Raw genomic sequence first — 23,222 nt, 5'->3', positions numbered from 1 at the left:
AACTACGTTGTTCGTAACAGTATAGTCCCCCATTAAATTACATCCATATGCTAAGCGCATTGATTCAATCCACCGGTTATTATAAGAACCTCGAAGCGGAAATTTCCCGAAGCGCAACCGAGGCATGCGACCATCTGATGAACGAGATGGGTGCTGAGATCCACGATGACCTCGTGCAAAAACTTTCAACGATGCAATTGTACCTGGAACGCCTGGACACATTTGCCTCGCTTGATCCTGAACTTGAGAGTCTTCTTATCACCATGCGCTCGGAGTACGATCATATTTGCCGTTCTGTTAAACGAATTTCAAGACAACTGATGCCTGTTAACATGGAAGAAGAAGCACTGTCTGTGTCTATTGAAACCCTTTGCAAAAACATGGAGAACCCCCGCAGCTCCACTATCCAGTTTAATCAGGTTGGATTTGAGCGCCCGGTTGCCAAAATGCATCATGTCAATGTCTATCGTGTTGTACAAGAACTTCTGCATAACGCTTTGAAGCATTCATTTGCCTGGCATATGTGGGTAACGCTCACCTGGGAGTCCAACGCCCTGATTATCGATGTTGAAGACGATGGCACCGGTGTTAACAATCTAACTGAGGTCGTCACCAGGTTCAGGCAGAAACGCAACACGCTTAAAATGAGAACCGATACAATGAAAGCATCCATCAATTACCTCAAGGGTAACAAAGGCCTGCTAGCCAAAATCGAAGCCCCTATTTCTTCTATCTGCAACGACACTAGCTCATAGGTAACTGTCAAAGGATACCATTTCTAAATGCATACGCCATTAATGCAGCGGTATTGTGCACACCCACTTTCCTGATAAGTCTGATCCTATATGTTTCTGCAGTAGACTCCGTCATCTTTAACGCAGGAGCAATTTCCTTTGTGGTCAGCCCATTTGCAATGGCTTTTAGAAGCTCCTGTTCTCCGAAACTCAGTACTACCGGGGGAATTGTATCCCATCGGTGTGCATTCAGCTTAATCACGTCCAGTATTCTTTCAGAAAAGTAGCTTCCGGAGTCAACCGTTTTTTGAATTGTTTTGACCAGCTCTTTGTAGCCGTCAGGTTTATACACAATGCCATGCACACCTGCCTGCAACAGATTCATGATTAATTCCGAGCCTTCCAAACCAGTGAGAATGATGACCTTCGGAGCTTTGTCCTGTTTTTTCAGCAATGCCAGCAACTCCAGCCCATTGGTAGAAACGAGGCGATAGTCAAGGATTACGATGTCGACATTTCTTGTCAGAAACTGTTCAAAAGAGTGCCTGTCAGAGGCTTCATAGACGGCCTTTACGAAGGTCTCACGTTCCAGCAGGGCGCGAAGACCTTCGCGAACAACGGTTTCATCTTCGACCAGGAGGAAGCTTAGTTTTTGCATGGCTTGGGTGGTTATCGGTGTACCTAAGATAAGGCCACCATTTCACAAATAGGTGAGGAACCCCCACAGGAAATCCTGATAAAATGCAAGCTGGAGGGACTCGCCTTCCAGCTTGTTTTCCTAATCAACTCACTGTCGATCCTGGCCTGACAGAAGAAACAGGCTGTACCAGGACGAGTTTTCCACCGGCATCCTCAGCCATCAGAATCATGCCCTGCGACTCCATGCCCATCATTTTCCGCGGCGCGAGGTTGGCCACAAACATCACTTGTCTGCCCAAAATGTCCTCCGGACTATAATGCTGAGCAATACCACTCAATATCGTGCGCTTATCAACACCACTATCGACGGAAAGTTTCAGAAGCTTGTTTGACTTAGGCATTCTTTCAGCGGCTACAACGGTTCCTATACGAACATCAAGCTTTGCAAAATCATCGTAGGTAATTTCGCTTTTTAAGGGGCTCACGGGCTGTTTTGCAATCTCAATATCGGTTTGCTTCTTCCTGAGCTTTGCCAATTGACGTTCTATGACGTCATCCTCAAATTTCTCGAAGAGGAGCGCAGGTGTTCCCAGCACATGACCTACATCCAGAAGCTCTCCTCCGGCTCTTTGCCACTTCCTTACAGGCGCGTTCAGCATGGTGTTGATCTTCGCTGCCGTAAACGGAAGGAAAGGCTCTGCGAGAACGCCAAGGTTTGCCACGATTTGCAAGGCGATGTTTAGAACTGTCCGCACGCGGTCCGGATCGGTCTTGTACAACTTCCATGGTTCTGTGTCGGCCAGGTATTTATTACCAAGACGCGCCACGTCCATTAAACCTGCCGTTGCTTCGCGAAATCGAAACTGTTCAATCGACGAAGCTATCGTGCCCGGCATTGCCGCAAGATTCTTCAGAACCTGTTTGTCGATGTCACTGAGATCCAACCTGGCAGGAACCTTATTGTCGAAATACTTTTGCGTAAGGACAAGAGCGCGGTTTACGAAATTTCCAAGGATAGCGACCAGCTCGTTATTGTTCTTTGCCTGAAAATCCTTCCAGGTGAATTCGCTGTCCTTGGTTTCCGGGAGATTCGCCAGCAAGGCGTAACGCAAAACGTCCGGCTTGCCCGGGAAGTCCTCAAGGTATTCATGCATTTCGATTGACCATCCGCGGCTGGTAGACATCTTGTCTCCTTCGAGATTCATGAACTCGTTCGCCGGAACGTTGTCTGGCACAACGTACTCGGTATGCGCATGAAGCATAACCGGAAAGATGATGCAATGAAAAACGATATTGTCTTTTCCAACGAAATGAATCAGCCTGGTTTCCTTATCCTGCCAGTACTTCAGCCAATCTTCCTTGGTCACTTTACCAAAGTCTCTCTGGGGCTGTGAATACTGCTTCCGGCCGGAACTCAGCTCGTCGAATAGCGCGCGCGTTGCAGATATGTATCCAATTGGGGCATCAAACCAAACATACAATACTTTACCATCGGCATCAGGTAACGGGACCTTGATACCCCAATCAAGGTCGCGGGTCATTGCTCTCGGTTGCAGGCCCGCTTCTATCCATGACTTGCACTGACCGTAAACATTCGTCTTCCAGTCATCTTCGTGTCCTTTAAGGATCCACTCCCGCAGCCATGGCTCATATTGTTGCAGCGGCAGATACCAATGTTTCGTTTCTTTTAAAATAGGGGCTTTACCAGACAGAGTTGACCTGGGATTAATCAGTTCCCGGGGACTTAACGTACTGCCACATTTCTCGCACTGATCTCCATAGGCGTTAGGATTACCACATTTCGGGCAGGTCCCAATGATGTAGCGGTCTGCCAGAAACACGCCTGCCTCCTCATCGAAGTATTGTTCCGAGACCTCCTCGGTCAGTAACCCCTTGTTATACAGCTGCAGGAAAAATTCCTGCGAAGTTTCGTGATGAATCTTCTCGCTGGTCCTGTGATAAATATCAAATGCAATACCAAGCGCCGAAAAACAGTCGCGAATCTGGGCGTGGTACTTATCAATGATTGCCTGTGGCGTAGTATTCTCTTTCAGCGCCTGGTTGGGGATAGCCGTTCCATGCTCATCGCTTCCGCATACGAACACAACGTCGCGTTCCATTGATCTCAGGTAGCGCACATAAACATCTGATGGTATGTAGGCACCTGCAAGGTGGCCAATGTGCTTTGGGCCATTGGCGTAAGGCAGGGCAGCCGTAATCGTATAGCGCTTGAAGTCCTTCATGATCGTTGTCCCCGATATAGCGGGAGGGCAAAGATGATAATTGCAGCGCAGCTAAAAAAATTCCGCATACGCGGAAAAAATCACTCAAAATTGGGGTAAAAGCCTATCCGAGGCGGCGTTCAAAGCGCTCGATCTCGGCGAAAGGTGATCGGGGAAAGATCACATAAAACTCGGTGAAGCCTTCGGGTGTAGTCAACAGACCTACCCTCCCGCCAATCTTCTCGGTAGCCGTCTTCGTAATGTAAAGTCCGATGCCACCCGTCTCCGAGCGCTCAGAAGCGCGCGAAAACATTTGAAATAACTTTCCCGGACTCGCTTCGCTGATACCGATGCCGTTATCGACGACTCTTACCTTAGCACCACCGTTGTCCGTGCCTGTGATACTAACGTTAATAAACGAATCAACGCGATCGGAGTCGTTGTAAAACTTAATTGCGTTATCGATCAGATTCTCCAGCACAATTCGAACAAGTTCCTGATCCGATTCGACATCCACATCATTATCGATCTTAATATTCACAGCAAGATCTGGAGGTAAACCCTTCTTTTTCTCCAGCATCATCACGTCATTCACTATTGACTTAAAATCTATAGGACGAACAGTAAGTTTAGAATTGTTGATCTGATTAATTATCACAAGGCGCGTCAAAATGGAATTGAGTCTTTCAGCCGTTGCATCAAGCTTACGTAAATATTCCAGAGCAGTTGGATCTTGAACATCCATGAGCGCTACATTACACATGCCCCTCAAACTTGCCAAAGGACCACGTATGTCATGAGAGGTTTTATAAATAAAGTTGTCCAACTCATCATTCACTTGTTTCAATGAAGTATTAACGCGAGCCAAGTCAACTGTCTTTTTGTCTACCTGAATATCTAGTTCTCGATTTTTGTATTCAAGTTCTTTATTTTGACGCTGGATAACCTCCTTAGCCTCGTACAACTTAGCGTTCACACGCTTCATATTTCTATTACCAAAATGGAGAACCAATACGAGTAGACCAGTTAGCATTGCAATAAAGGTGACCGCTACATTGAGATCGCGTTCCTGCTCAATAATGACCTCCTTCGATGCAATTGTTGCTATATTTTCTCTTTCCTCGTAATTTGCTTGGATTCGGCCGATGCTTGTTACTAGTTCCCTTCCGATGAGGCTATCAGAAAATTGAATCAGCTTCTTCTGAAAAATGGACGCTCGTTCAAAGTCCTTAGTTGCACTATACACTCTTGATAAGTGTTTGTAAGATTCAATCTTTATCTGATTATAGCCACCTAAAGTGGCGATTGAGTCCGCAGCAATAAGTGTAGATATCGACTTCTCATAATCCTTACTATCAAAATAGATCACGCCAAGATAAACCAAGTTTTCACCTTGCCACCGGAGATCGTTCTTTTCTCTTGCCAGCTTTAGCGAAGTCATCAAATGCTTTTCCGCGTCAACAAAATCCCGAAGCCAATAGGATGCCTCACCCAAACCGTACTCGCCGATCATTGTCGTTTCGGCACTACAGTTTTCACGACAAACCGATAACCCCTTTAATGTGTACTCCCTTGCTTCCGGATACTTACGCAATTGCAGATAGCACAAGCCCATGTTTAGATAGATCACATCCAAATTCGATAGATTTTTGATATCCATCTTAATTGCAACGCATTGGTCATAATATTTTAAAGCACTTTCATAGTTATGCAACTTAAAATATACTAGACCGATGTTATTTAATGTGATACTTATTTCGTCTCGTGTTCCATTTGTTTCGCGTAACACGAGAGATTGAAAATTGTAATCCAGAGCTTTGTCATAAATAGCCTGGTAGGTGTAGGCTAGTGCAAGGGCGTTCAGTATCTTTTTTTGCTCATCTATGAACTTGTTACGCTCTGCAATGGGAAGAATCTTTAAGAAAATTTCTATCGCCTCATTCGGTTTATCTAAGCGTCTTGATGCTTGACCTTTAATCCTACCTGCCTTCACAATCTTAGCGGAATCGCCAAACTGCCAAGCAAGCTCTAGGCCGCTGGAAGAATACCCTAACGCTTTTGTATCGTCATGCTCCAAGTATTGCCAAGCCAATTGTACTTCCGCGTTCATCTTTGTTTTCGCATCTCTGGTACTCTCAACTATTACGAGTAAAGAATCTATCTCCTTCAAGTCCTGCGCAATTGTTCCTGCGTGCATCAACAGCAACACTAGAAGCATGCACAGTTTTAAACCTTTAAGAAAATATGTTACACAAGTGCGTTCCAAAATTCTGTTACAAGAAAAATTAAATCGAATCAAGCTTACTTTGAATTATCAAATCAACAACAACTGAACTTATATCTTCAACAACTATACTAAACCTAAACACTATGAAAAAAGTAATCTACTCACTCATCATCGCTTTGGCTGCATCAATGGCATTCACTGCTTGTACCGAGGAAGAAGTGACTCCCAGCACAGTAATGAATGGAGGCGGTCAAGGAATTGATCCTAAATAAACTGTTCGACCTATTAAAACACCATCCTAAAACACCAACCATGAAGAAGTTTATTGCAATCATTTTCCTAGCTCTCGCCACATCCTTGACTATCACTTCCTGCACAGAAGAAGAAGTAACGCCAACAACGCAAAACGGTGGAGGCCAAGGTATCGATCCAAAGCCATAATCTAACGCCCACTCTCTCACCTCAACTTCTATGAAAACTAAAATAACACTCTTAATCGCTACTGCGGCTATTGCAACACTATCTTTTACGTTTGCCACAACGACACGGGTAGACAAAAAGCAAGCGCAGGTAGCCAAGATTGAAGATCAGTCAGCTCCTGCCGGTGGCTTTGCCCTGGAAGAGAAGTAGCTCACAATCTCCCGGGAGTATTAACTGATACCCCGGAAAACAGGGGGTGATACAACCCTACCCCTACTGCCGAGTCGCCGTTGTTCCTGCCACAATTTGGTGTGGGAACAACGATGTACCGGATTCCACTTTCAAAATCTTCTGCCCTGACGGTCCAATTTTTCTTGCACCGCAGACTATGGCCAACTAACAAATAGACAATTCAAATGTCTAAAAGCGTGGCCAAACTTTATTGCCAAAGAGCGCGTCAATCTAATGTGTATAAAAAAAGGGACGATTCAGCCCCTTCTCCTGCGGTTACTTTTACCGCACCTTTCAATACAGACCCAATGAAGGGGGTAACGACAAAAGCCTTCAACTTTGATGTCAACTCGTCGATCGTAAGTTCAACTCGACGGCCGATTATGTCTGTAATAGTTGCCTATCATTGACACGTTTCCTATCGATTTTTTTAAAATCGGATCGAAATCTTACATCATAAAACGGGCAAAATCACGGGTTGCCTACTGCTTCTTTATGAGCTTTACGGGGTGTCAACTGAAGGATTTGAAACATCTCCTGGTCGCGGACATACCCTGGATTCGGGGTGGTCAGGAGCTTATCGCCGGCAAAGATGCTGTTGGCTCCCGCGAGGAAACACAGCGCCTGCTCCTCAAGATTCATCCGCACGCGGCCTGCTGAAAGGCGCACCATAGCCTTAGGCATTATCATCCGGGCTGTGGCAATCATTCGGATCATGTCCCAGACAGAAACCTTAGGCTGGTCCTCAAGGGGCGTTCCCTCTACTGGAACCAGAGCGTTTACGGGCACGGACTCAGGATGCTCCGGAAGCGTGGCCAACACATGGAGCATACCGATCCTGTCGTCAGTCTTCTCGCCCATTCCGATAATGCCGCCGGAACAAACGCTGATTTTGGCCCCACGCACGTGCTCGAGCGTATCCAACCTGTCGCCATAGTTGCGCGTGGTGATTACCTCATTATAGAATTCGGCGCTTGTATCAAGGTTGTGATTGTATGCATAAAGTCCGGCGTCTTTCAATTTCCCAGCCTGTTCGGAAGTAAGCATGCCCAGTGTACAGCAAACTTCCATGCCCATGCTACTCACACCTTTCACCATCGATATCACTTTGTCGAAGTCGCGGTTGTCGCGTACTTCACGCCATGCAGCTCCCATGCAGAATCGCGTGCTTCCTGCCTCCTTTGCATCCGAAGCATGCTGCAATACTTCATCAACCTCCATCAGCTTTTCGACCTTCACGTTGGTATGATACCGCGCTGCCTGTGGACAATACGCGCAATCTTCAGGACAACCACCAGTCTTCACCGAAAGCAGAGTACACACCTGCACCTCTCCAGTTTCGTGATATCTCCTGTGTACGGTGGCCGCTTCATAAATTAATTCAAGCACCGGTCGGTTATAAATAGCAGCGATCTCTTCGCGCGTCCAGTCGTTTCTGATTTCGTTCATGTTATAAGAATCAATCAATTAGTTCTGACTATACATTTCAGTTTATAACGGTATCACTATACGACCATTGGCATGCCTTTGCCTCAAAGCAAGGTCGGTGAAATACTGTAACAACAGCGTCGGGCAAGCTCCGGTATCCTAATGAATCCTTAGGCTATATGGCATGCGCGCCTGCGTGCCCTGATAAGATTTCACCTCTTTCATCTGCTGGTACAAATAATAGTACTCGCCCAATTGCGCGCGAATAGCATTCTCCTCGTTGTCCTCCTCGATCTTTGTGGCAATCTGCTCAAATAAGGAAGGGGTGTAACGGGGATAAATCCGAACCTTGTAATCGTCCTTCAGATCTGCGGCAGCGGCTGCAACTTTCACAGCATCCTCAAATGTTCCTATGATGTCGACCAGTCCTCGTTCCTTCGCCTGCAAGCCGGACCACACACGCCCCGATGCAACAGCTTTGATGGCATCCTGCGTTGTCTTCCGTCCTTCAGCAGCTTTCTTTGTAAACGTATCGTAAACTTCTTCAGTGCGCTGCTGCCAGATGCTTCGCTCCACTTCATTGAGTGGCCTGCTGATTGTTACCAACTCGCCGATCTCACCAGTCTTTAATTCCTCACTTGTTATTCCCAACTTATTTCCCAGGAAGCCACTTGCATCATACAGTACGCTGAATACACCAATAGAACCTGTTATTGTGTGTGGTTGTGCCACAATTGTATCACATCCCATTGCCATATAGTAACCGCCGGATGCTGCATAATCAGACATTGAAGCGATGACGGGTTTCGATTGAGAGGTAAGTGTGATCTCGCGCCACATTGCATCCGAAGCGAGTGAACTTCCACCTGGTGAGTTGATACGCAAGACTACTGCTTTCACATCCTCATCTTCACGAGCCTTACGCAGCACCTTTATGAATGACTCTGATGCTATGACACCACGTGATGCATCTGCTTTTCCGGATACTATCGTTCCCTCGGCCACGATGACTGCTACTTCATTTTTTGACGTACCTGTCTGCGTTACCGTCTTGCTGTACTTACTGTATTTCACAAGCGATAGTTTATCTACGCCAGCGCGCTTCCTGATAATGTCTTCAACCTGGTCGGCATACGCAAGCGAGTCGATGAGACCTACTTCCTTTGCCTGTGCCGGATTATGAACCAGCATCTTATCAGAGATCTCCTTGACACGTTCAACGGGAAGGTTACGCGCAGAAGCGACACTTGAGATCACCTGATCATTGAGCGACTCGATCAGTTCAGTTAGCTGCAAACGGTTCTGCTCACTCATCTTTTCAAGCATGAACGGCTCGACTGCACTCTTGAATTCGCCGACGCGGAAGATCTCCGGCTTGATTTCCAGTTTGTCAAACAACCGCTTAAAAAATGTAACATCTATGGCGAGTCCGTTAAACTCCAGATCGCCTTCGGGATGCAGATATATCTTGTCGGCGGATGATGCCAGGTAATACGCCTGTTCCGTCATTCCTTCGCTAAATGCGATCACCCACTTTCCTCCAGTGCGAAAATCGAGTATGGCCTTACGCAATTCTTCGATAACGGCATAGCCTGCCTGTGGAGATGAAACGGTGAGGTAGATACCCTTGACCTTCTGATCATCTTTCGCTTTTTGAATGGCTTGCCTCAACTGGGCCAGGCCTACTGGTCGGGGTGCATCTCCTCCAAAGAACGGGACGCCAGCAAACGGATCTTCGCGTTCAGTCTCAACGATTGGCACGTCCAAATCGAGGTGGAGGACAGAATTATCATCAATCAACACTTCATCGCCACCCGATAGTGAAATGATCCAGATCAGGCCGAAGATGACTACCACCATGGCCACGATTGAACCCAGACAGGAAGCGAAAAAACTCTTGAAAAAATTCATAGAAACATCTTTAGATTTCAAAAGTACGCAATACTCATTCGAATAAAAAAGTATGTTTGCCTGGTCATGATCAACCAATCGGTATACCTTCTTCTCGGCTCTAATATAGGTGACCGCCGCAAGCACCTAAACGACGCGTTGTGGGCAATTGAGACCAGAGCCGGCGTGATACGCGGGCGCTCCTCCGTTTATGAAACAGCAGCATGGGGAAAAACAAATCAGGCCACGTTCTATAATCAGGCAATTCGCATCACTACATTCTTAAGTCCGGTTGAGTTACTGGCAACGTTGCAGCTCATTGAAAAATCAATGGGGCGTGAACGAAAAGAAAAATGGGGAGAGCGTGTGATAGACATCGACATACTCTTCTTTGGTGATCAGGTTGTCGACATGCCTGACCTTAAGATCCCTCATCCCGAATTACAAAACAGACGATTTGCCCTGGTGCCGATGTCAGAGATAGCCGATGACCTTATCCATCCGAAGATGTATCAAACCATTCATGAGCTTCTCAAGAATTGCAGCGACACTCTGGCGGTTAAAAAAATATAACGGCACTTGTAAATACTAACACGTTAGTAAAGCCGCATTCATCAGAAGTAAAAAAAATTATAGACTAGCAGCTTCCACTTCCGGAGCGATCTTCTTCACAAGACCCTGTAAAACTTTGCCGGGTCCACACTCTACAAACGTCGTTGCTCCATCTTTAACCATATTCTGAACAGATTGCGTCCAACGCACGGGGCTTGTGAGCTGGGAGATCAGATTCTCTTTAATGACACTAACATCAGTTGCCGGCAAGGCGTTTACGTTTTGATAGATGGGACACAAAGGCGCCTTAAATGCTGTTGAAGCAATTGCATCAGCCAGTTCTTTACGGGCTGGTTCCATCAGAGGGGAATGGAACGCGCCGCCTACCTGTAGTGGTAATGCTCTGCGCGCGCCGGCAGCCTTCATTTTTTCACAGGCAACATCGATACCTTTAATAGAACCGGAGATCACCAGCTGGCCAGGGCAATTGTAGTTCGCAGCAACGACTATTTCGTCTGTAATCGACGCACAGATCTGTTCCACCTTAGCATCGTCCAGACCAAGGATTGCCGCCATTGTAGAGGGATTAATTTCACAGGCACGCTGCATTGCCAGCGCACGGGTGGAGACGAGCCGAAGGGCATCCTCGAAGGCAAGAGCACCGGATGCAACCAATGCCGAGAACTCACCAAGCGAATGGCCGGCAACCATGTCTGGTTTAAATGAATCGCTTGTTAAAGCGACCGCCACCGAGTGAACGAAAATGGCTGGCTGCGTTACTTTGGTTTGTTTCTGTTCATCGGCTGTGCCGGTAAACATGACTTCCTTCAGATCGAATCCCAGGATGCTGTTCGCGGTATCGAAAAAATAACGCGCGCGTTCATTGTTCTCATAAAGATCTTTGCCCATGCCAGTGAACTGGGCACCTTGTCCCGGGAATACGTATGCTTTCATGCCTTTGAAGTTTTATCCTATTTCACAAACCGGCTGGTTCGACATCGACCCATTTGTCGGCTGAAATTCAATGCAATTTTAAGTGGAAACTTTGAAACTTAAAAAAGCGGCTCGCCGGGCAGGCGACAAATCAAGCTATCCATAAGAGAACTTCGAATAACCAGTACTTGCGTATATAAATACCGTTGCACCTGGTTTCCATCCGGATCTTTGTGCTTCGCCTGATTGCCCAGCCGTGAATACTTCAACCAGACTTAACTCAAAAAACGCAGTTTTAAGGACGGGTCTGGGAGCATGCATTCTGCGCGTCGTCCAAACCATCGATAGCGTGACGATGCAACCCAATTATATATTGTATCCCTGATGAATCGCGGCACTATGTTGAACACACCTAGCCAAGACCAGAAACCCGGAAGTGCTTTCGCAATCTGCAGAACGGCATCACTACGCTGATACAAGGTTCCCCGAGCGATTACAATTACGCTGTGCAATGCATCGGGGTCAAGCTTGTGAAGAATAAGGTATTTACGTCCTACGTCGGATTGCAAAGAAGCAAACCTGAATACTGCATCCGGGTCACGCCGAATGACAAACTGAACAAATCCATTGCAGAGATTGCAGACACCGTCGAACAGAATGATGATGTTATCTTTTAACGGATCAGATGTATCCATCCTTTCAGTGTACGCGTATTGTTGTCCGGATCTACCGAATCAAACACCACTTCAGCCACATAGTAATACACACCCGAAGACAGCTCCGTATTGTTGTTGTCTTGGCCATTCCAGTCTATGTAGATCGTATTTGATTCGCTGCCAATACGTGCCGAGTAGTTATACACCTCCTGCCCCCATCGGTTAAACACAGTAAAGTTTACACTCTGGACAAATCGTGCGCATTTCTGTTTCAACTCGAGAGGAATACAGTCACCTTCTTCCCCACAATTGTAACCACGGATGCTATAGGCGCTGAATAAATCGTTACGATCATCGTTGTTTGGCGTAAACACGTTTGGCAATTCGTAATACGGACAGTTGTCAATACAGAGCTCTTCACTGAGTTCACCGATATTTCCTGAAATGTCAACGGCGGCCACTTTGTAACATCGGGCAAACGAAAGGAGATTGGCATCAATGTAGAAGGTGTCTCTCACATTCTCTGCAATGAGTGAAAACTCTCCACCCTTAGTGCTCGACGCATACACATTATAACTGCGTACATCATTCCGGCATGATACATCGACAGATCTGCTCCAGTATATGATATTACTGTAAGAATCCTTCTGACAATATCTCTCGTAATACTCGTTGCAGTCGGCATAGTCGAGTGTGCTGCGCAACGGAGGCTCCAGCTTGCAAGGCGGGATTGTGTCTCCAGGTTGAGCACAGATGATCTGCGAAAAGTTCTTAAGGGGCTCCTGGATCTTCGGATTACCATAGCCACCGAGGGTCATTACACGATAACAATAGATCTGATTGTCTTCAAGAGGTACACCATTCCATTGGCCCTCATCGAGGTAAACGAATCCAGAGGCACCTACATCGACACTATCTATCAATACGAGATCTGCTTCTGTGGAGCCTTCCGGGCCGCGATAGACGAGGTGTTTCTTTGGCTTGGTTTGAACGTTATTCGACCAGGGTACAACAGCCTGCCACGATAGCTCTATGCGCTTCACTGCACTGTTGGCATCAAGCCGGACAGAGGAGGCGACGGCAGAAGTACCCAGAAATCCCCCATTCGAGGCATAAGCGTCAACACTATAGTTGTATACGTTCTCGCCTGTATTTAATCCATCGTCGACAAATGTCAGGCCGGTAAAGACACCGGGAGGTGAAACGTTAGTCGCTTCTCCGCTTCTGGTAAAACCAACCGCCCGGAAAATCTTATAGCTATATGGAGGAGGGAACTGCACAGGATCGGCTTCGAAAGGCTCGCGCCAGCTCACCCGGATCCTACCCTCGCTAAGGTCTGTTTCTTCAACCGATACGTTAGTGATGACGGGAACGTCGGCAAGAATAGGTCCAACGCAGGTATCGCGTGAGACGTAGCTTTCACCTCCCCGTGGCAAAGGAAACACTGCGACCAGTCGATAGCAATACTTCGCTCCGGGCGCCAGGCCCTGGCCACCATTATTATCAATATAACTGGTTACAGGAACCGGTGGCTGATTGGGCGAAGTAATCTGTTTGATCGGCAACGTCTCAATTAATTCATAGCCCAGAAACTCGGGCATACCTGTCTGGCAATTGTCGGGTTCAAACGTGGTTCCATCTACCTTCCGCCAGATCTGCATGGTCTGAGCGTTTTGACAGAAGTATGGATCCCATTTCAACTCAGCCGTCCGGTTTACGAGATTCAGATCTGCGTCAGACCATTCCGGAGCGGGACCCACCACTTTAATGAACCATGTTTTAAAAGTTACAAGCCTCGGTCCGTTTTGCGGCTTGTCCGTGATTTTAAAGACGACCTGATATGGCTGGTCTTTTACGTGAAGACACTCGGTGTTCCAAACAAACTTTGTCTGGGCCGGTGGTGAAGACGGACGGAAGTCATCAACCTTGGGTACCGGCGAATAGGTTGCAGGCGACTGACCTGCAGGGAAATTAAAGATCTCAGAAAACGCTTCGATCTTCACCTGATCGTTGTCAGGATCAATACCAAAAATAGTAGCATTCAAAGTTGTTCCGGCAACGACGCAGGTATCCGCCGGCATGATCAGATCTGGACGTTCGTTATCGCAGTCATCAACAATGATCTGCATATCGCGCCGAACATAACCCACTTTATACCAGACGCCATTCTTTCTCCTCCACTCGATAACGTGGAATGCAATATTGTATTCGCCAATGGCACCAGGAGAGTCCCAGGTTATCGTTCCACTGATAGGGTCGATGGAAAATGTTGGGGTACCTGTACCCTCCTCGTTGGCTGTGTTATAATTAGTATAGAATTTAGGATCGTTAGGGTCCTTATAGTTGATAACTTCAGTGTTGCGATCGCTGTAGGGGATAACCATTTCATAAGAAAGACTGTCTCCATCCGGATCGTATGCACCGGGATTGTGAGTGAAAGCTACGCCGGAGCAGGCCTGATCGATTGGTGCTACCAGCAGGTTCGGAGTATTGTTACATCCCAGGAAAGGGTCAACGGACAACTCAGTTTCCAGATAGAACATGGTGTTCACGGACGCATCCATGTTAAGCACACCTTCGTTACGATTGGGTTCGCGATAGAAAATCAGATAGCGGCCAACACCCGGATAGGTGTGACTAATCGTAAATGATGCCGTGGCAACACTTCCATCCGGATTAAGATCATAGCGGATTGTATTGGGCGTTTCGGGGACGTCCACGAATGTACCGTCTCCGAAGTAGAGATACTCTGTTTCACCACCAAACAAAACATTGGTGTCTTTGGTGTTGGTGTAAACGGTAACTGTGATGATGAATGTAAGTGCGCTACAGCTTTCGCGAACGGCAACAATTTCTCCGGCCCTGAGGTGAGTTGCCTGGGCCTTGAAAGCAGCCAGCGACGTGATCAGCAACGCCAATAACCACGACTTCACGATCAGATTCCTTCCCGGCGAAAATTTCATGTTGCTGTTGTGCCTTATTCGACGGGTACAATATATAACCCTTTTCGATTACTTAAAACAACACTGATGTTAACGTAAAAGCATAATAGTTTAGTCTCGGGAGCGGCCTCAAATCTTTTTGTTTCCGTCAGTTAAACCACCGGCCAGGATTTCAATCTAAGACGCAATGAGCATGCAAGCGAATACGAAACATCTGTTGCTCCGTACCGGCTTCGGTCCTGCGCCTACCGATCCCGACGAGGTAGAAGTTTCTACTTTACTCGGGGTGGAGGCATCCCGGCCGATCGATGTAGTTGAGCGTATCCGTCCCGGAGAACTTACGAACGAGAGCAAACGCAAAGAACTTATTCAACAGATACGGGCACAGGTACTTAAGCTGAATCAGGGCTGGATGAAACTGTTGACGGCACCTGAATCACGGCTTCGGGAAAAGATGACGTTGTTCTGGCACGACCACTTTGCGTGCCGTGTCCGTGCACCGTTTCTTGCCCAGCAAAACAACAACGTCCTCCGCGAGCACGCCCTGGGAAACTTCAGGACTTTGCTGACCTCCATATCAAAGGATCCTGCAATGCTCCAGTTCCTGAACAACCAGCAAAACAAAAAGGACAGCCCGAACGAAAACTTCGCCCGCGAGGTAATGGAATTGTTCACCCTGGGGCGGGGAAATTATTCAGAGTCCGATATCAAGGCGGCCGCGCGTGCATTCACCGGATGGGCATTCAATCCTCTGAGCGGCGAGTTTGTGTTCCGCGACAAGGTTCATGATGGCGGCGTCAAAACATTCCTGGGTAAAACCGGAAGGTTTAACGGTGACGATGTCATCAGCATGATCCTTGACAAACGCGCAACCGCAACCTTCATTGCAGAAAAGGTCTATTGCCACTTTGTCGATGTCAAACCCGACCGCGATGCAATCGAAACGCTGGCAAAGCATTTCTATGAATCCGATTACTCCATCAGCGGGTTGATGAAGGAACTTCTAACGATGGACATCTTCTATGATGAACGACATCGCGGGAATAGAATCAAATCGCCTGTCGAGTTGCTGACAGGTTTCCTGACTCAGACCGGTGGTGTGTTCGAAAACCCAGACGCGCCGATCTTCATTCAACGGGCATTGGGACAGGTCTTGTTCTTCCCGCCAAATGTTGGCGGATGGCCAGCGGGTACCGGCTGGATCGACAGCTCGAGCCTCACATTCCGGCTGGCACTTCCGTCGGCAATGTTCGACCAGACCGAGATCAACATTGAGGCAAAGGATGATGGCGATGTAAACAACGCGACAAACACTGCCGGCGCACGGCGGTTGTCGATGCGGGTAGACTGGGCGTTGCTGGCTAAAAAGTTTGGAGGGGATGGAACGCCGGCTACGGTCGACAACATTGAGGCCTACCTGTTGCCGCAACCGTCGACGGAAGCGAACCGGAATATGGTGAGGAAGTATGCGGGTAAGTCGGGGTCAGAAGCGGAGGTGGTACGGAAGGCGTGCATAGCATTGATGGCTTTGCCGGAATATCAGATGAGCTAGGGAGTGAAAGAGTCCTGAGTCTTTAGTCCTGAGTCGTGAGTTTGGTCTTGAGTTGGGGAGTTAGTAGATCAGCAAGTATTTAACCAATGCTTCGTTCAAGGAAAATAAATATTTGATAATGAGTGTTTTATTGTTAGTTAAATGAATTGATAGATTGATATCAAATTCGGCCGGTAGGCGGCTGATTTGGACAAGGATAGTGCCCGGTTCCGCGGTACATGGAGGCTGGGTTATACAGATTATAATAACGCAATATACGAAAGCCTGGAGTTATAGTTATACAGATTAATTAGGCTGGCGGAAACTGTATCATTGGGTGCAAGAGCGCAAAGGCAATGAATACCGTTATACAGACCAGCATTACCATCGGAATGGTGCTGGATGTGGAAGCTTATCATCGGCATTATACAGACCACGAAGGATCTCATGGCAGTAGAAACCGCCGCATAGTTGTAACTGCTTTATACAGATCCATCGAGATAGGCAATACTGTTTCTTGAAGACATAGATATACAGATCAAAAAAAAACACTAAATGAGCACGCGACGAGCCTTCCTCAAACAATCAATTCTCGGCACCGCCGGTACGGTGCTGGTGCCCCATTTCCTGAAAGCATACGAGAAACAATGTCTGTATAACCAGTCCAATCAAAGAAGGGTAATCATCATCCAACTGTCAGGGGGGAACGATGGTTTGAACACGGTGATCCCGTACCGGAACGACCTCTACTACCAGACCCGGCCAACGATCGCGATAGGCGCCGACAAGGTCCTGAAGGCCGGCAGTGAGCTGGGCTTTCATCCGTCTCTGCAGCCGCTCAATACCCTGTTCGACGACGGGCTTGTGGCCGTCATGAACAACGTCGGATACCCCAACCCTGACCGCTCCCACTTCCGCTCCATGGACATATGGCATACCGCCAGCGAATCGAATGAGTACCTCGAAACCGGCTGGATCGGCCGCTACCTGGATGCTGCCTGTACGTCATGCTCCTCACCCATGGCCATAGAAGTCGACGATACCTTAAGCCTTGCCATGAAGGGCGAGGTCATCAAGGGCATGGCGGTTCAGGATGTGAACAAACTGTATCGCGGTGTTCATCGCGAGTTATACCAGGATGTTGCACGACAATCAAACCATACTAAAGAGATGGATCCGACGTTAAACTATTTATACAAGACCATGGCCGACACGTCATCATCTGCTGAGTACCTCCACGAAAAGACGCGCACCACTACATCACGCGAGGCCTACCCGACCGGACCATTTGCTAACCGCCTGAGGTCGATCGCTGAACTCATTCATGCACAGGTCGACACACGTGTGTTCTATGTTTCGCTTTCAGGATTTGACACACATGTCAATCAACTTAACCAGCATCAACGTCTGCTTACCACCTACTCGGAAGGGCTACACGCATTCGTTGAAGACCTTGGTAAAGAACAAATGAAAGATGTACTCATTATGACTTTCTCAGAGTTTGGAAGACGTGTACAGCAGAACGCAAGTGGTGGCACAGACCACGGTACGGCTAACAACATCTTCATGATTTCAGGGAGTTTGAAGAAAAAAGGTTTCCTGAATGAGACACCAGACCTTTCGCGTCTTGATGAAGGTGACTTAATACATCGTGTTGATTTTCGGAGTGTTTACGCAACGATACTTGATAAATGGCTTGAAGTATCATCACAAAGAATTTTAAAACAGTCGTTCACGTTGGCTGACTTTATATGATATATTGGCGACTTGTTAAAACCAAACTGCTTCGCTTCTTGATGAAACTCGATGACAAAGCGCGCGCTGCGTTGATTAAACGAGAGATGGAACTTCGCCTACTGATCAGACAAATGGAGATCGACAGACTTTCACGCGGATCAGTTTTTCACAAGCTGGAGCTGGAGCTTCGGGACGTAAAGGCGAAACTTCTGGCTGAAGGCTAAACAAACCTAGCTATATTGCACGGGTAAATCTTAACCTTGTGCGCGTCGTCGGCGAAATACCACATGCATCATGCAAGATCACTATCCTTGCCTGGAACAACAGATACCTTCTTAAACTGGAGCAAGGACTACTTGAACAGACTTACAAAATCAATGAGTACGACCTTGCCGGCGAGCAGGATCTTAAGACGCTTGTTGATGAATCATTTGTGCAAAATGCTCTGAAGCTTTTCGAACAGATGAGCGATAATTTGCATCAAGCCATGGACAGGCTTTAGAGGGCCATATAAGCCGCTTAAAATCAGTACTTTTTGCTCATCCATGCCGATTTTTGCTTTATTTTGCACTTTCCATGGAAGTAGCAGAGAAGAAAAATAAGAACAAGCGGTACAAACCCATCCTGGAAGCTATACCTGATTGGCCGGTATATCAACTAAGTAAGAATCGAAAAGAATTTATCGAGGAGGTGGCTCAGAAGGCCTTCCAAGAAATAAAGAAGAATCGACCAACCACCAAGCAGCTTGTCGATGAGTTAGAAGCGACCGTTTATCGCGAGCAGCAGCGGATGAAGCGCAATCGCTGGCGTGTTGACGCAGCTGACGAACCTCAATTCTGGAGCAACGTCAAGGAAGAACTGGTCGCGCTTACATCGAGACCCATTGATGACGTTCAGCCAAAGGCTGAGGAATTGCTGCATCGCATCGTATCGCGATATGCCAACGAGATTGCCGGTAATTTCAAAGCCAACTCTTACAGGCTCACCCGCGAGATCGTTAAGTTCTGGTTTGCGCGTTTACTAAACGGAGCACGCGTAAAGAAGTTCGGTGCATTCTTCAGGAACCGGTATACCCTCCGTGACAAGATCCAGATTGTTGGCAAAGTGAAGCAACTGAGGACGCTTGCCAAAGAAGGAACTGTGGTGATGGTACCCACACACTTCAGCAACCTCGACTCTATCCTTATCGGATGGATCATTCACTCGCTGGGATTGCCGGCATTCATCTACGGTGCGGGCCTGAATCTTTTCAATATCAAGATCTTCGCTTACTTCATGAACAGCCTCGGAGCTTATAAGGTCGACCGGCGCAAGAAGAACGTGCCGTATCTTGAGACGCTGAAGTTCTATTCGATGCTTGCCGTTCAAAAGGGGGCGCACAGTATTTTCTTTCCCGGCGGTACGCGCTCACGCTCGGGTGCGATCGAGGGTCACCTGAAACTCGGACTGCTCAATTCCACCATCGAGGCACAACGCAACCTCTACATGGACACACCCGAAGGTCAGCCGGTGCGCAAGATCTTCATCGTACCAGTTACGCTCAACTATCACTTCGTTCTCGAGGCTCCTGATCTTATCGATGAGTATCTCACGGCGAAGGGTCGCGACCGCTACTTACCCGAACAGGACAAGTACGGCAGCTTTCAGCTGATCCGCTTCCTCTTCAAGTTCTTCACGAAAGGATCGAACATCTCGGTGTCGATCGGCCGTGGACTTGATGTGATGGGCAATTATGTAGATGACCTCGGCAGAAGCATCGATGCGCAGGGACGTGTGATCGAGACCCGGGACTACTTCGTTTCATTGGGTGAAGTCACCGTCGACAAGCAGCGCGAAGATGAATACACACGGATGCTCAGTAACAAGATCGTTACCGAGTATCATCGCATCAACCGCGTGTTCGCGAGTCACCTCGTAGCCTTCGTTGCGTTCGAGATGTGGCAAAAGAAGCATTCCAAGCTCGACCTGTTCGGACTTCTTCGTCTTCCGGAAGAAGATCAGGTGCTCCTGTATGAAGAGTTCAGGGCGGCGTGCAAGCGCGTGCGCAAACAGATCTATCAGCTTAAGGCAGAAGGCAAAGTTTATCATGCAACCCATCTCAAGGGCAATATTGATCTCGTGATACGTCATGGTCTTGAGAACGTCGGCATCTTCCATTTGAACAGACCGTTGCTGATGAACAAGGAGGGCAACATTATCACACGCGACTTCAACACCCTCTATTATTATCACAACCGGTTGAATGGCTATGAGCTTGAAAAGTTTATCTGATGATAAACCTGTCGGCGTCATTGGTGCCGGAAATTTTGGAACTGTAGTTGCCAATCTGCTGGCTAGGCAACGCAACGTGTTGCTATACGCACGCGATGAACGCGTAGTTCAACGCATCAATGAATCAAGGGAAAACCGCGGGCACAAAGTGGAAGCCCGCATAATGGCGACCAACGATCTTGGATATATAGCCGAGCAATGCGAGGTATTATTTCCTATCGTTCCGTCAGCACACTTCAGATCGCTTATGCGTCAACTGTCGCCCTGGCTGCATCCCTATCACCTGCTGATTCATGGGACAAAGGGTTTTGATGTAAGCCTTCCCGATGGGCAGACGCTGGATTCAATACAAACGCTCAACCGCAGCATGGTGAAGACCATGAGTGAGGTGATCCAGGAGGAGTCAGTGGCGGTTCGTGTGGGATGTCTGGCGGGGCCGAACCTTAGTCGTGAGTTGGCCGAAGGTCACCCTGCCGCAACTGTAATTGCCAGTCACTTCGATGAAGTATTCAAAGTGGGCCGTCGCCTTCTGAGAAATGAACACTTCCAGGTTTACGGCAACAATGATATCGTTGGTGTTGAACTGGCGGGAGTATTGAAGAATGTGATCGCCATTGCTGCTGGTGCGCTGAATGGAATGGGCTACGGCGAAAATGCGCGAGGACTTCTGGTAAGCCGCGGCATGGTTGAAATGGTGTATCTGGGTCGTGCTCTGGGTGGAAACACCAAGGCTTTCCTGGGCGTAGCCGGCGTCGGTGATTTAGTGACCACCTGTAACAGTTCACTGAGCCGAAACTTTACAGTAGGCCATCGGTTGGCAAAAGGCGAGCGCCTGAGCGACATCCTGCAAAGCACTGACGAGATCGCGGAAGGCATCAACACGGTTAAAGTCGCAAAGAAGTGTGCGGATCATTACAAGGTGCGAGCTCCGATAACCACTACGTTGTATCAGGTGTTGTTTGAAGATATGACCGTAAAGAAGGCACTTGAGTACCTCATGCGGTACCCGCTGAACATAGACATCGATTTCTTAAGTGAAGAGCACGAATAAGCTTCAGGCGCTAAAGCAAGATCTCCCGGGTATTTTCTCTTATTTTCCCCGCCAAATCATCTAACGGTAGGTCATTTATGTCGCGGCCAAACGGGTCTTCGATCTCTTCAGCGATCAGTTCCACACTCAACAGAATAAAAGAAATCAGTACCACAATAGGGATGGTGAGATAGCCGGAGGAACTCAGGAATCCGAACGGCAGCGTAATAATGTAGATGAATATAAACTTCTTCATGTACATCATATAAGAATAAGGTATTGGTGTGTTCCTGATCCTTTCGCAGGCGCCCATGTGGTCCAGAAAATCCTTGAGTTCCTTGTCGAGATTGATCAACTGGTCACCAGTAATTTTTCCGGCGCGATACAAGTCGTTCACGCGTCTGTGCATCAGAGACGCAATCCGATTGGGCTTGTGTTTGAATTTCTTCAGGTCATCAATGAATTTATCGTCAGGAGGATCCATTTCAGCCAGCTGCACTCCCGTCCGGAGGTTTTCCTTCATGGCGAATACGAAGTTTGCGATCATCTTGGCAAACCACTCGCGTTCCTCGTGGTCCTCGAGGCTGATGGCCGCGCCTATCTTCATGGCAAAGGTCCGGGTGCTGTTCACCATGCCTCCCCAAAGTCTGCGTCCCTCCCACCATCTATCGTAGGCGGTGTTTGTTCTGAACACCAGGAAGAGCCCCAGCACCACCCCGAGCAGCTGGTGCATGGCAACCGTTGGCTGGAAATGGGCGTGATCAATATCAAAGTGGTAAATGAGAATATAGCAAAGCACTGCCGTATAGACTGCCATGAAAGCCAGCGCGGGCCATAGGGTATAAAGCACCCGCTTGCTGTAAGAGTGGAAGATCAGGGACATCCACTGCTTTGGATTGTAGGTCACCATTTGTGGGATTTTATCCCGCAATAACCAGATTCATTGAATTATTTGCAATTCCACTATCTTTCGGTCCTAACAATTTTGATAATGAAGCACGTAGGTTTACTCGTTGCGATTGTAGCGTTTTCTTTCACTGGACTGCAAAAGACTAAGGCCCAGGAGTATGTTATTACTACCAAAGGCGACAGTATCGCAGGCCAGTTGAAACCCCTGTTGTACGGCACCGAGAAGAAAGTGCAGGTAACTACGGCTGAAAAGAAGAAAGAAGTTTATTCAATATTTCAGGTACGGCGATACCGGTTCCGTGACGAAATGTATGAACCAGTGAAAGGCCCCGAAGGATTTGCCTTCATGAAGCTTGTGAAACCGGGGTACCTCTCGCTATATAACTATCAGCTTCCAGGGCAGGTAACATTCGAAGGAACGTACCTGATGCGCCGCGATGGCAAAGGAATGGATGTTCCCAATATCAGCTTCAAGAAATCGATGAAGTCATTTTTGAAAGATTGTCCGACGGTGGTGGATCGTATCGACCAGGGCGAATTCAATCGAAAAGATCTTAACGACATCATTGACGCCTACAATCAGTGTATTGACAAAAACACTACGAATCGTGTCGCAGCTATTGCCACGCAGGAAGTTCAGACCAAGTCGCTGAATGCCTGGGACGAGCTGGAGAACCAGGTAAAGGCGGCCGCTGACTTTGATGGCAAGCCGAACGCTCTCGAAATGATACAGGAAATCAAAGGAAAGATCGAACGCTCTGAAAAGATCCCGAATTTCCTTGTTGATGGATTGAAGAGTGTTCTCAAGGACGATTCCTTTCAGCCTGCTCTGACAAATGCCCTGAAGGAGATTCAATAACCGGATCACCT

At 47.7% G+C, this 23,222-nt stretch carries 21 protein-coding genes; 12 read left to right on the top strand and 9 right to left on the bottom strand.

Annotation, left to right across the window (positions count from 1 at the left end; genetic code table 11):
* Positions 1 to 47: 47 nt before the first annotated feature.
* Positions 48 to 755, top strand: coding sequence for a sensor histidine kinase (locus WBG78_RS16810; RefSeq protein ID WP_337327615.1), 708 nt, complete (start codon positions 48 to 50; stop codon positions 753 to 755).
* Between the two features lie 7 nt (positions 756 to 762).
* Here the strand turns inward: WBG78_RS16810 and WBG78_RS16805 are convergent, their stop codons facing one another.
* From WBG78_RS16805 to WBG78_RS16795, 3 genes are all read right to left on the bottom strand, one after another.
* Positions 763 to 1,392 carry a response regulator transcription factor gene (locus WBG78_RS16805; protein ID WP_337327614.1) on the bottom strand — a complete coding sequence of 210 codons (630 nt, stop codon included), beginning with the start codon at positions 1,390 to 1,392 and terminating at the stop codon, positions 763 to 765.
* Positions 1,393 to 1,516: 124 nt separating this feature from the next.
* Positions 1,517 to 3,616, bottom strand: a complete 2,100-nt coding sequence (gene metG / locus WBG78_RS16800; RefSeq protein ID WP_337327613.1) for a methionine--tRNA ligase — start codon at positions 3,614 to 3,616, stop codon at positions 1,517 to 1,519.
* A gap of 103 nt (positions 3,617 to 3,719) precedes the next feature.
* Positions 3,720 to 5,813 carry an ATP-binding protein gene (locus tag WBG78_RS16795; protein WP_337327612.1) on the bottom strand — a complete coding sequence of 698 codons (2,094 nt, stop codon included), beginning with the start codon at positions 5,811 to 5,813 and terminating at the stop codon, positions 3,720 to 3,722.
* A gap of 152 nt (positions 5,814 to 5,965) precedes the next feature.
* On the opposite strand from WBG78_RS16795, the gene WBG78_RS16790 reads away from it, so the two are divergent.
* Both WBG78_RS16790 and WBG78_RS16785 read left to right on the top strand, forming a co-directional pair.
* A complete protein-coding gene (locus WBG78_RS16790; protein ID WP_337327611.1) occupies positions 5,966 to 6,094 on the top strand; it encodes a hypothetical protein in 129 nt (42 codons plus the stop codon).
* A gap of 199 nt (positions 6,095 to 6,293) precedes the next feature.
* Positions 6,294 to 6,452 carry a hypothetical protein gene (locus WBG78_RS16785; protein WP_337327610.1) on the top strand — a complete coding sequence of 53 codons (159 nt, stop codon included), beginning with the start codon at positions 6,294 to 6,296 and terminating at the stop codon, positions 6,450 to 6,452.
* A 492-nt stretch (positions 6,453 to 6,944) separates the two neighbouring features.
* On the opposite strand, the gene bioB is transcribed toward WBG78_RS16785, so the two are convergent.
* Both bioB and sppA read right to left on the bottom strand, forming a co-directional pair.
* Entirely contained in the window at positions 6,945 to 7,922 is a 978-nt protein-coding gene (gene bioB / locus WBG78_RS16780) for a biotin synthase BioB (RefSeq protein WP_337327609.1), read from the bottom strand.
* Between the two features lie 138 nt (positions 7,923 to 8,060).
* On the bottom strand, positions 8,061 to 9,812 hold the full coding sequence (gene sppA, locus WBG78_RS16775; RefSeq protein WP_337327608.1) for a signal peptide peptidase SppA: 1,752 nt from the start codon (positions 9,810 to 9,812) through the stop codon (positions 8,061 to 8,063).
* 66 nt (positions 9,813 to 9,878) lie between these two features.
* On the opposite strand from sppA, the gene folK reads away from it, so the two are divergent.
* Positions 9,879 to 10,364: a 2-amino-4-hydroxy-6-hydroxymethyldihydropteridine diphosphokinase gene (gene folK, locus WBG78_RS16770; protein WP_337327607.1), complete on the top strand. Its 486-nt coding sequence runs from the start codon at positions 9,879 to 9,881 to the stop codon at positions 10,362 to 10,364.
* A gap of 57 nt (positions 10,365 to 10,421) precedes the next feature.
* Here folK and fabD read toward each other — a convergent pair whose 3' ends face one another.
* From fabD to WBG78_RS16755, 3 genes are all read right to left on the bottom strand, one after another.
* The gene (gene fabD, locus WBG78_RS16765; protein WP_337327606.1) at positions 10,422 to 11,297 is read right to left on the bottom strand and encodes an ACP S-malonyltransferase; all 876 of its coding nucleotides are present in this window, start codon (positions 11,295 to 11,297) and stop codon (positions 10,422 to 10,424) included.
* A 254-nt stretch (positions 11,298 to 11,551) separates the two neighbouring features.
* Positions 11,552 to 11,971: a thiol-disulfide oxidoreductase DCC family protein gene (locus WBG78_RS16760; protein ID WP_337327605.1), complete on the bottom strand. Its 420-nt coding sequence runs from the start codon at positions 11,969 to 11,971 to the stop codon at positions 11,552 to 11,554.
* Positions 11,950 to 14,895 (bottom strand): gliding motility-associated C-terminal domain-containing protein, encoded by a 2,946-nt coding sequence (locus tag WBG78_RS16755; RefSeq protein ID WP_337327604.1) that lies wholly within the window; start codon positions 14,893 to 14,895, stop codon positions 11,950 to 11,952. Before WBG78_RS16755 ends, WBG78_RS16760 begins: the two co-directional genes overlap by 22 nt.
* Positions 14,896 to 15,061: 166 nt before the next feature.
* Between WBG78_RS16755 and WBG78_RS16750 the strand changes: the two genes are divergently transcribed.
* The 7 genes from WBG78_RS16750 to WBG78_RS16720 all read left to right on the top strand — a co-directional run bounded on the left by WBG78_RS16750 (position 15,062) and on the right by WBG78_RS16720 (position 21,464).
* Complete coding sequence (locus tag WBG78_RS16750) at positions 15,062 to 16,426, top strand: DUF1800 domain-containing protein (protein ID WP_337327603.1); 1,365 nt, start codon at positions 15,062 to 15,064, stop codon at positions 16,424 to 16,426.
* Between the two features lie 335 nt (positions 16,427 to 16,761).
* A complete protein-coding gene (locus tag WBG78_RS16745; RefSeq protein WP_337327602.1) occupies positions 16,762 to 16,926 on the top strand; it encodes a hypothetical protein in 165 nt (54 codons plus the stop codon).
* Positions 16,927 to 16,960: 34 nt separating this feature from the next.
* Positions 16,961 to 18,160, top strand: coding sequence for a DUF1501 domain-containing protein (locus WBG78_RS16740; RefSeq protein ID WP_337327601.1), 1,200 nt, complete (start codon positions 16,961 to 16,963; stop codon positions 18,158 to 18,160).
* Positions 18,161 to 18,201: 41 nt separating this feature from the next.
* Entirely contained in the window at positions 18,202 to 18,366 is a 165-nt protein-coding gene (locus tag WBG78_RS16735) for a hypothetical protein (RefSeq protein ID WP_337327600.1), read from the top strand.
* A gap of 38 nt (positions 18,367 to 18,404) precedes the next feature.
* Entirely contained in the window at positions 18,405 to 18,644 is a 240-nt protein-coding gene (locus WBG78_RS16730; protein ID WP_337327599.1) for a hypothetical protein, read from the top strand.
* 74 nt (positions 18,645 to 18,718) lie between these two features.
* On the top strand, positions 18,719 to 20,413 hold the full coding sequence (locus tag WBG78_RS16725; RefSeq protein ID WP_337327598.1) for a 1-acyl-sn-glycerol-3-phosphate acyltransferase: 1,695 nt from the start codon (positions 18,719 to 18,721) through the stop codon (positions 20,411 to 20,413).
* Entirely contained in the window at positions 20,391 to 21,464 is a 1,074-nt protein-coding gene (locus WBG78_RS16720; protein WP_337327597.1) for an NAD(P)H-dependent glycerol-3-phosphate dehydrogenase, read from the top strand. Before WBG78_RS16725 ends, WBG78_RS16720 begins: the two co-directional genes overlap by 23 nt.
* A gap of 10 nt (positions 21,465 to 21,474) precedes the next feature.
* On the opposite strand, the gene WBG78_RS16715 is transcribed toward WBG78_RS16720, so the two are convergent.
* Positions 21,475 to 22,353, bottom strand: a complete 879-nt coding sequence (locus WBG78_RS16715) for a bestrophin family protein (protein WP_337327596.1) — start codon at positions 22,351 to 22,353, stop codon at positions 21,475 to 21,477.
* An 81-nt stretch (positions 22,354 to 22,434) separates the two neighbouring features.
* On the opposite strand from WBG78_RS16715, the gene WBG78_RS16710 reads away from it, so the two are divergent.
* Positions 22,435 to 23,211, top strand: coding sequence for a hypothetical protein (locus WBG78_RS16710; protein WP_337327595.1), 777 nt, complete (start codon positions 22,435 to 22,437; stop codon positions 23,209 to 23,211).
* Positions 23,212 to 23,222: the final 11 nt, after the last annotated feature.

It is taken from the genome of Chryseolinea sp. T2, from assembly GCF_037203685.1.
Taxonomy (GTDB): Bacteria; Bacteroidota; Bacteroidia; order Cytophagales; family Cyclobacteriaceae; genus Chryseolinea.
This window is presented reverse-complemented; position numbering and strand designations above follow the sequence as displayed.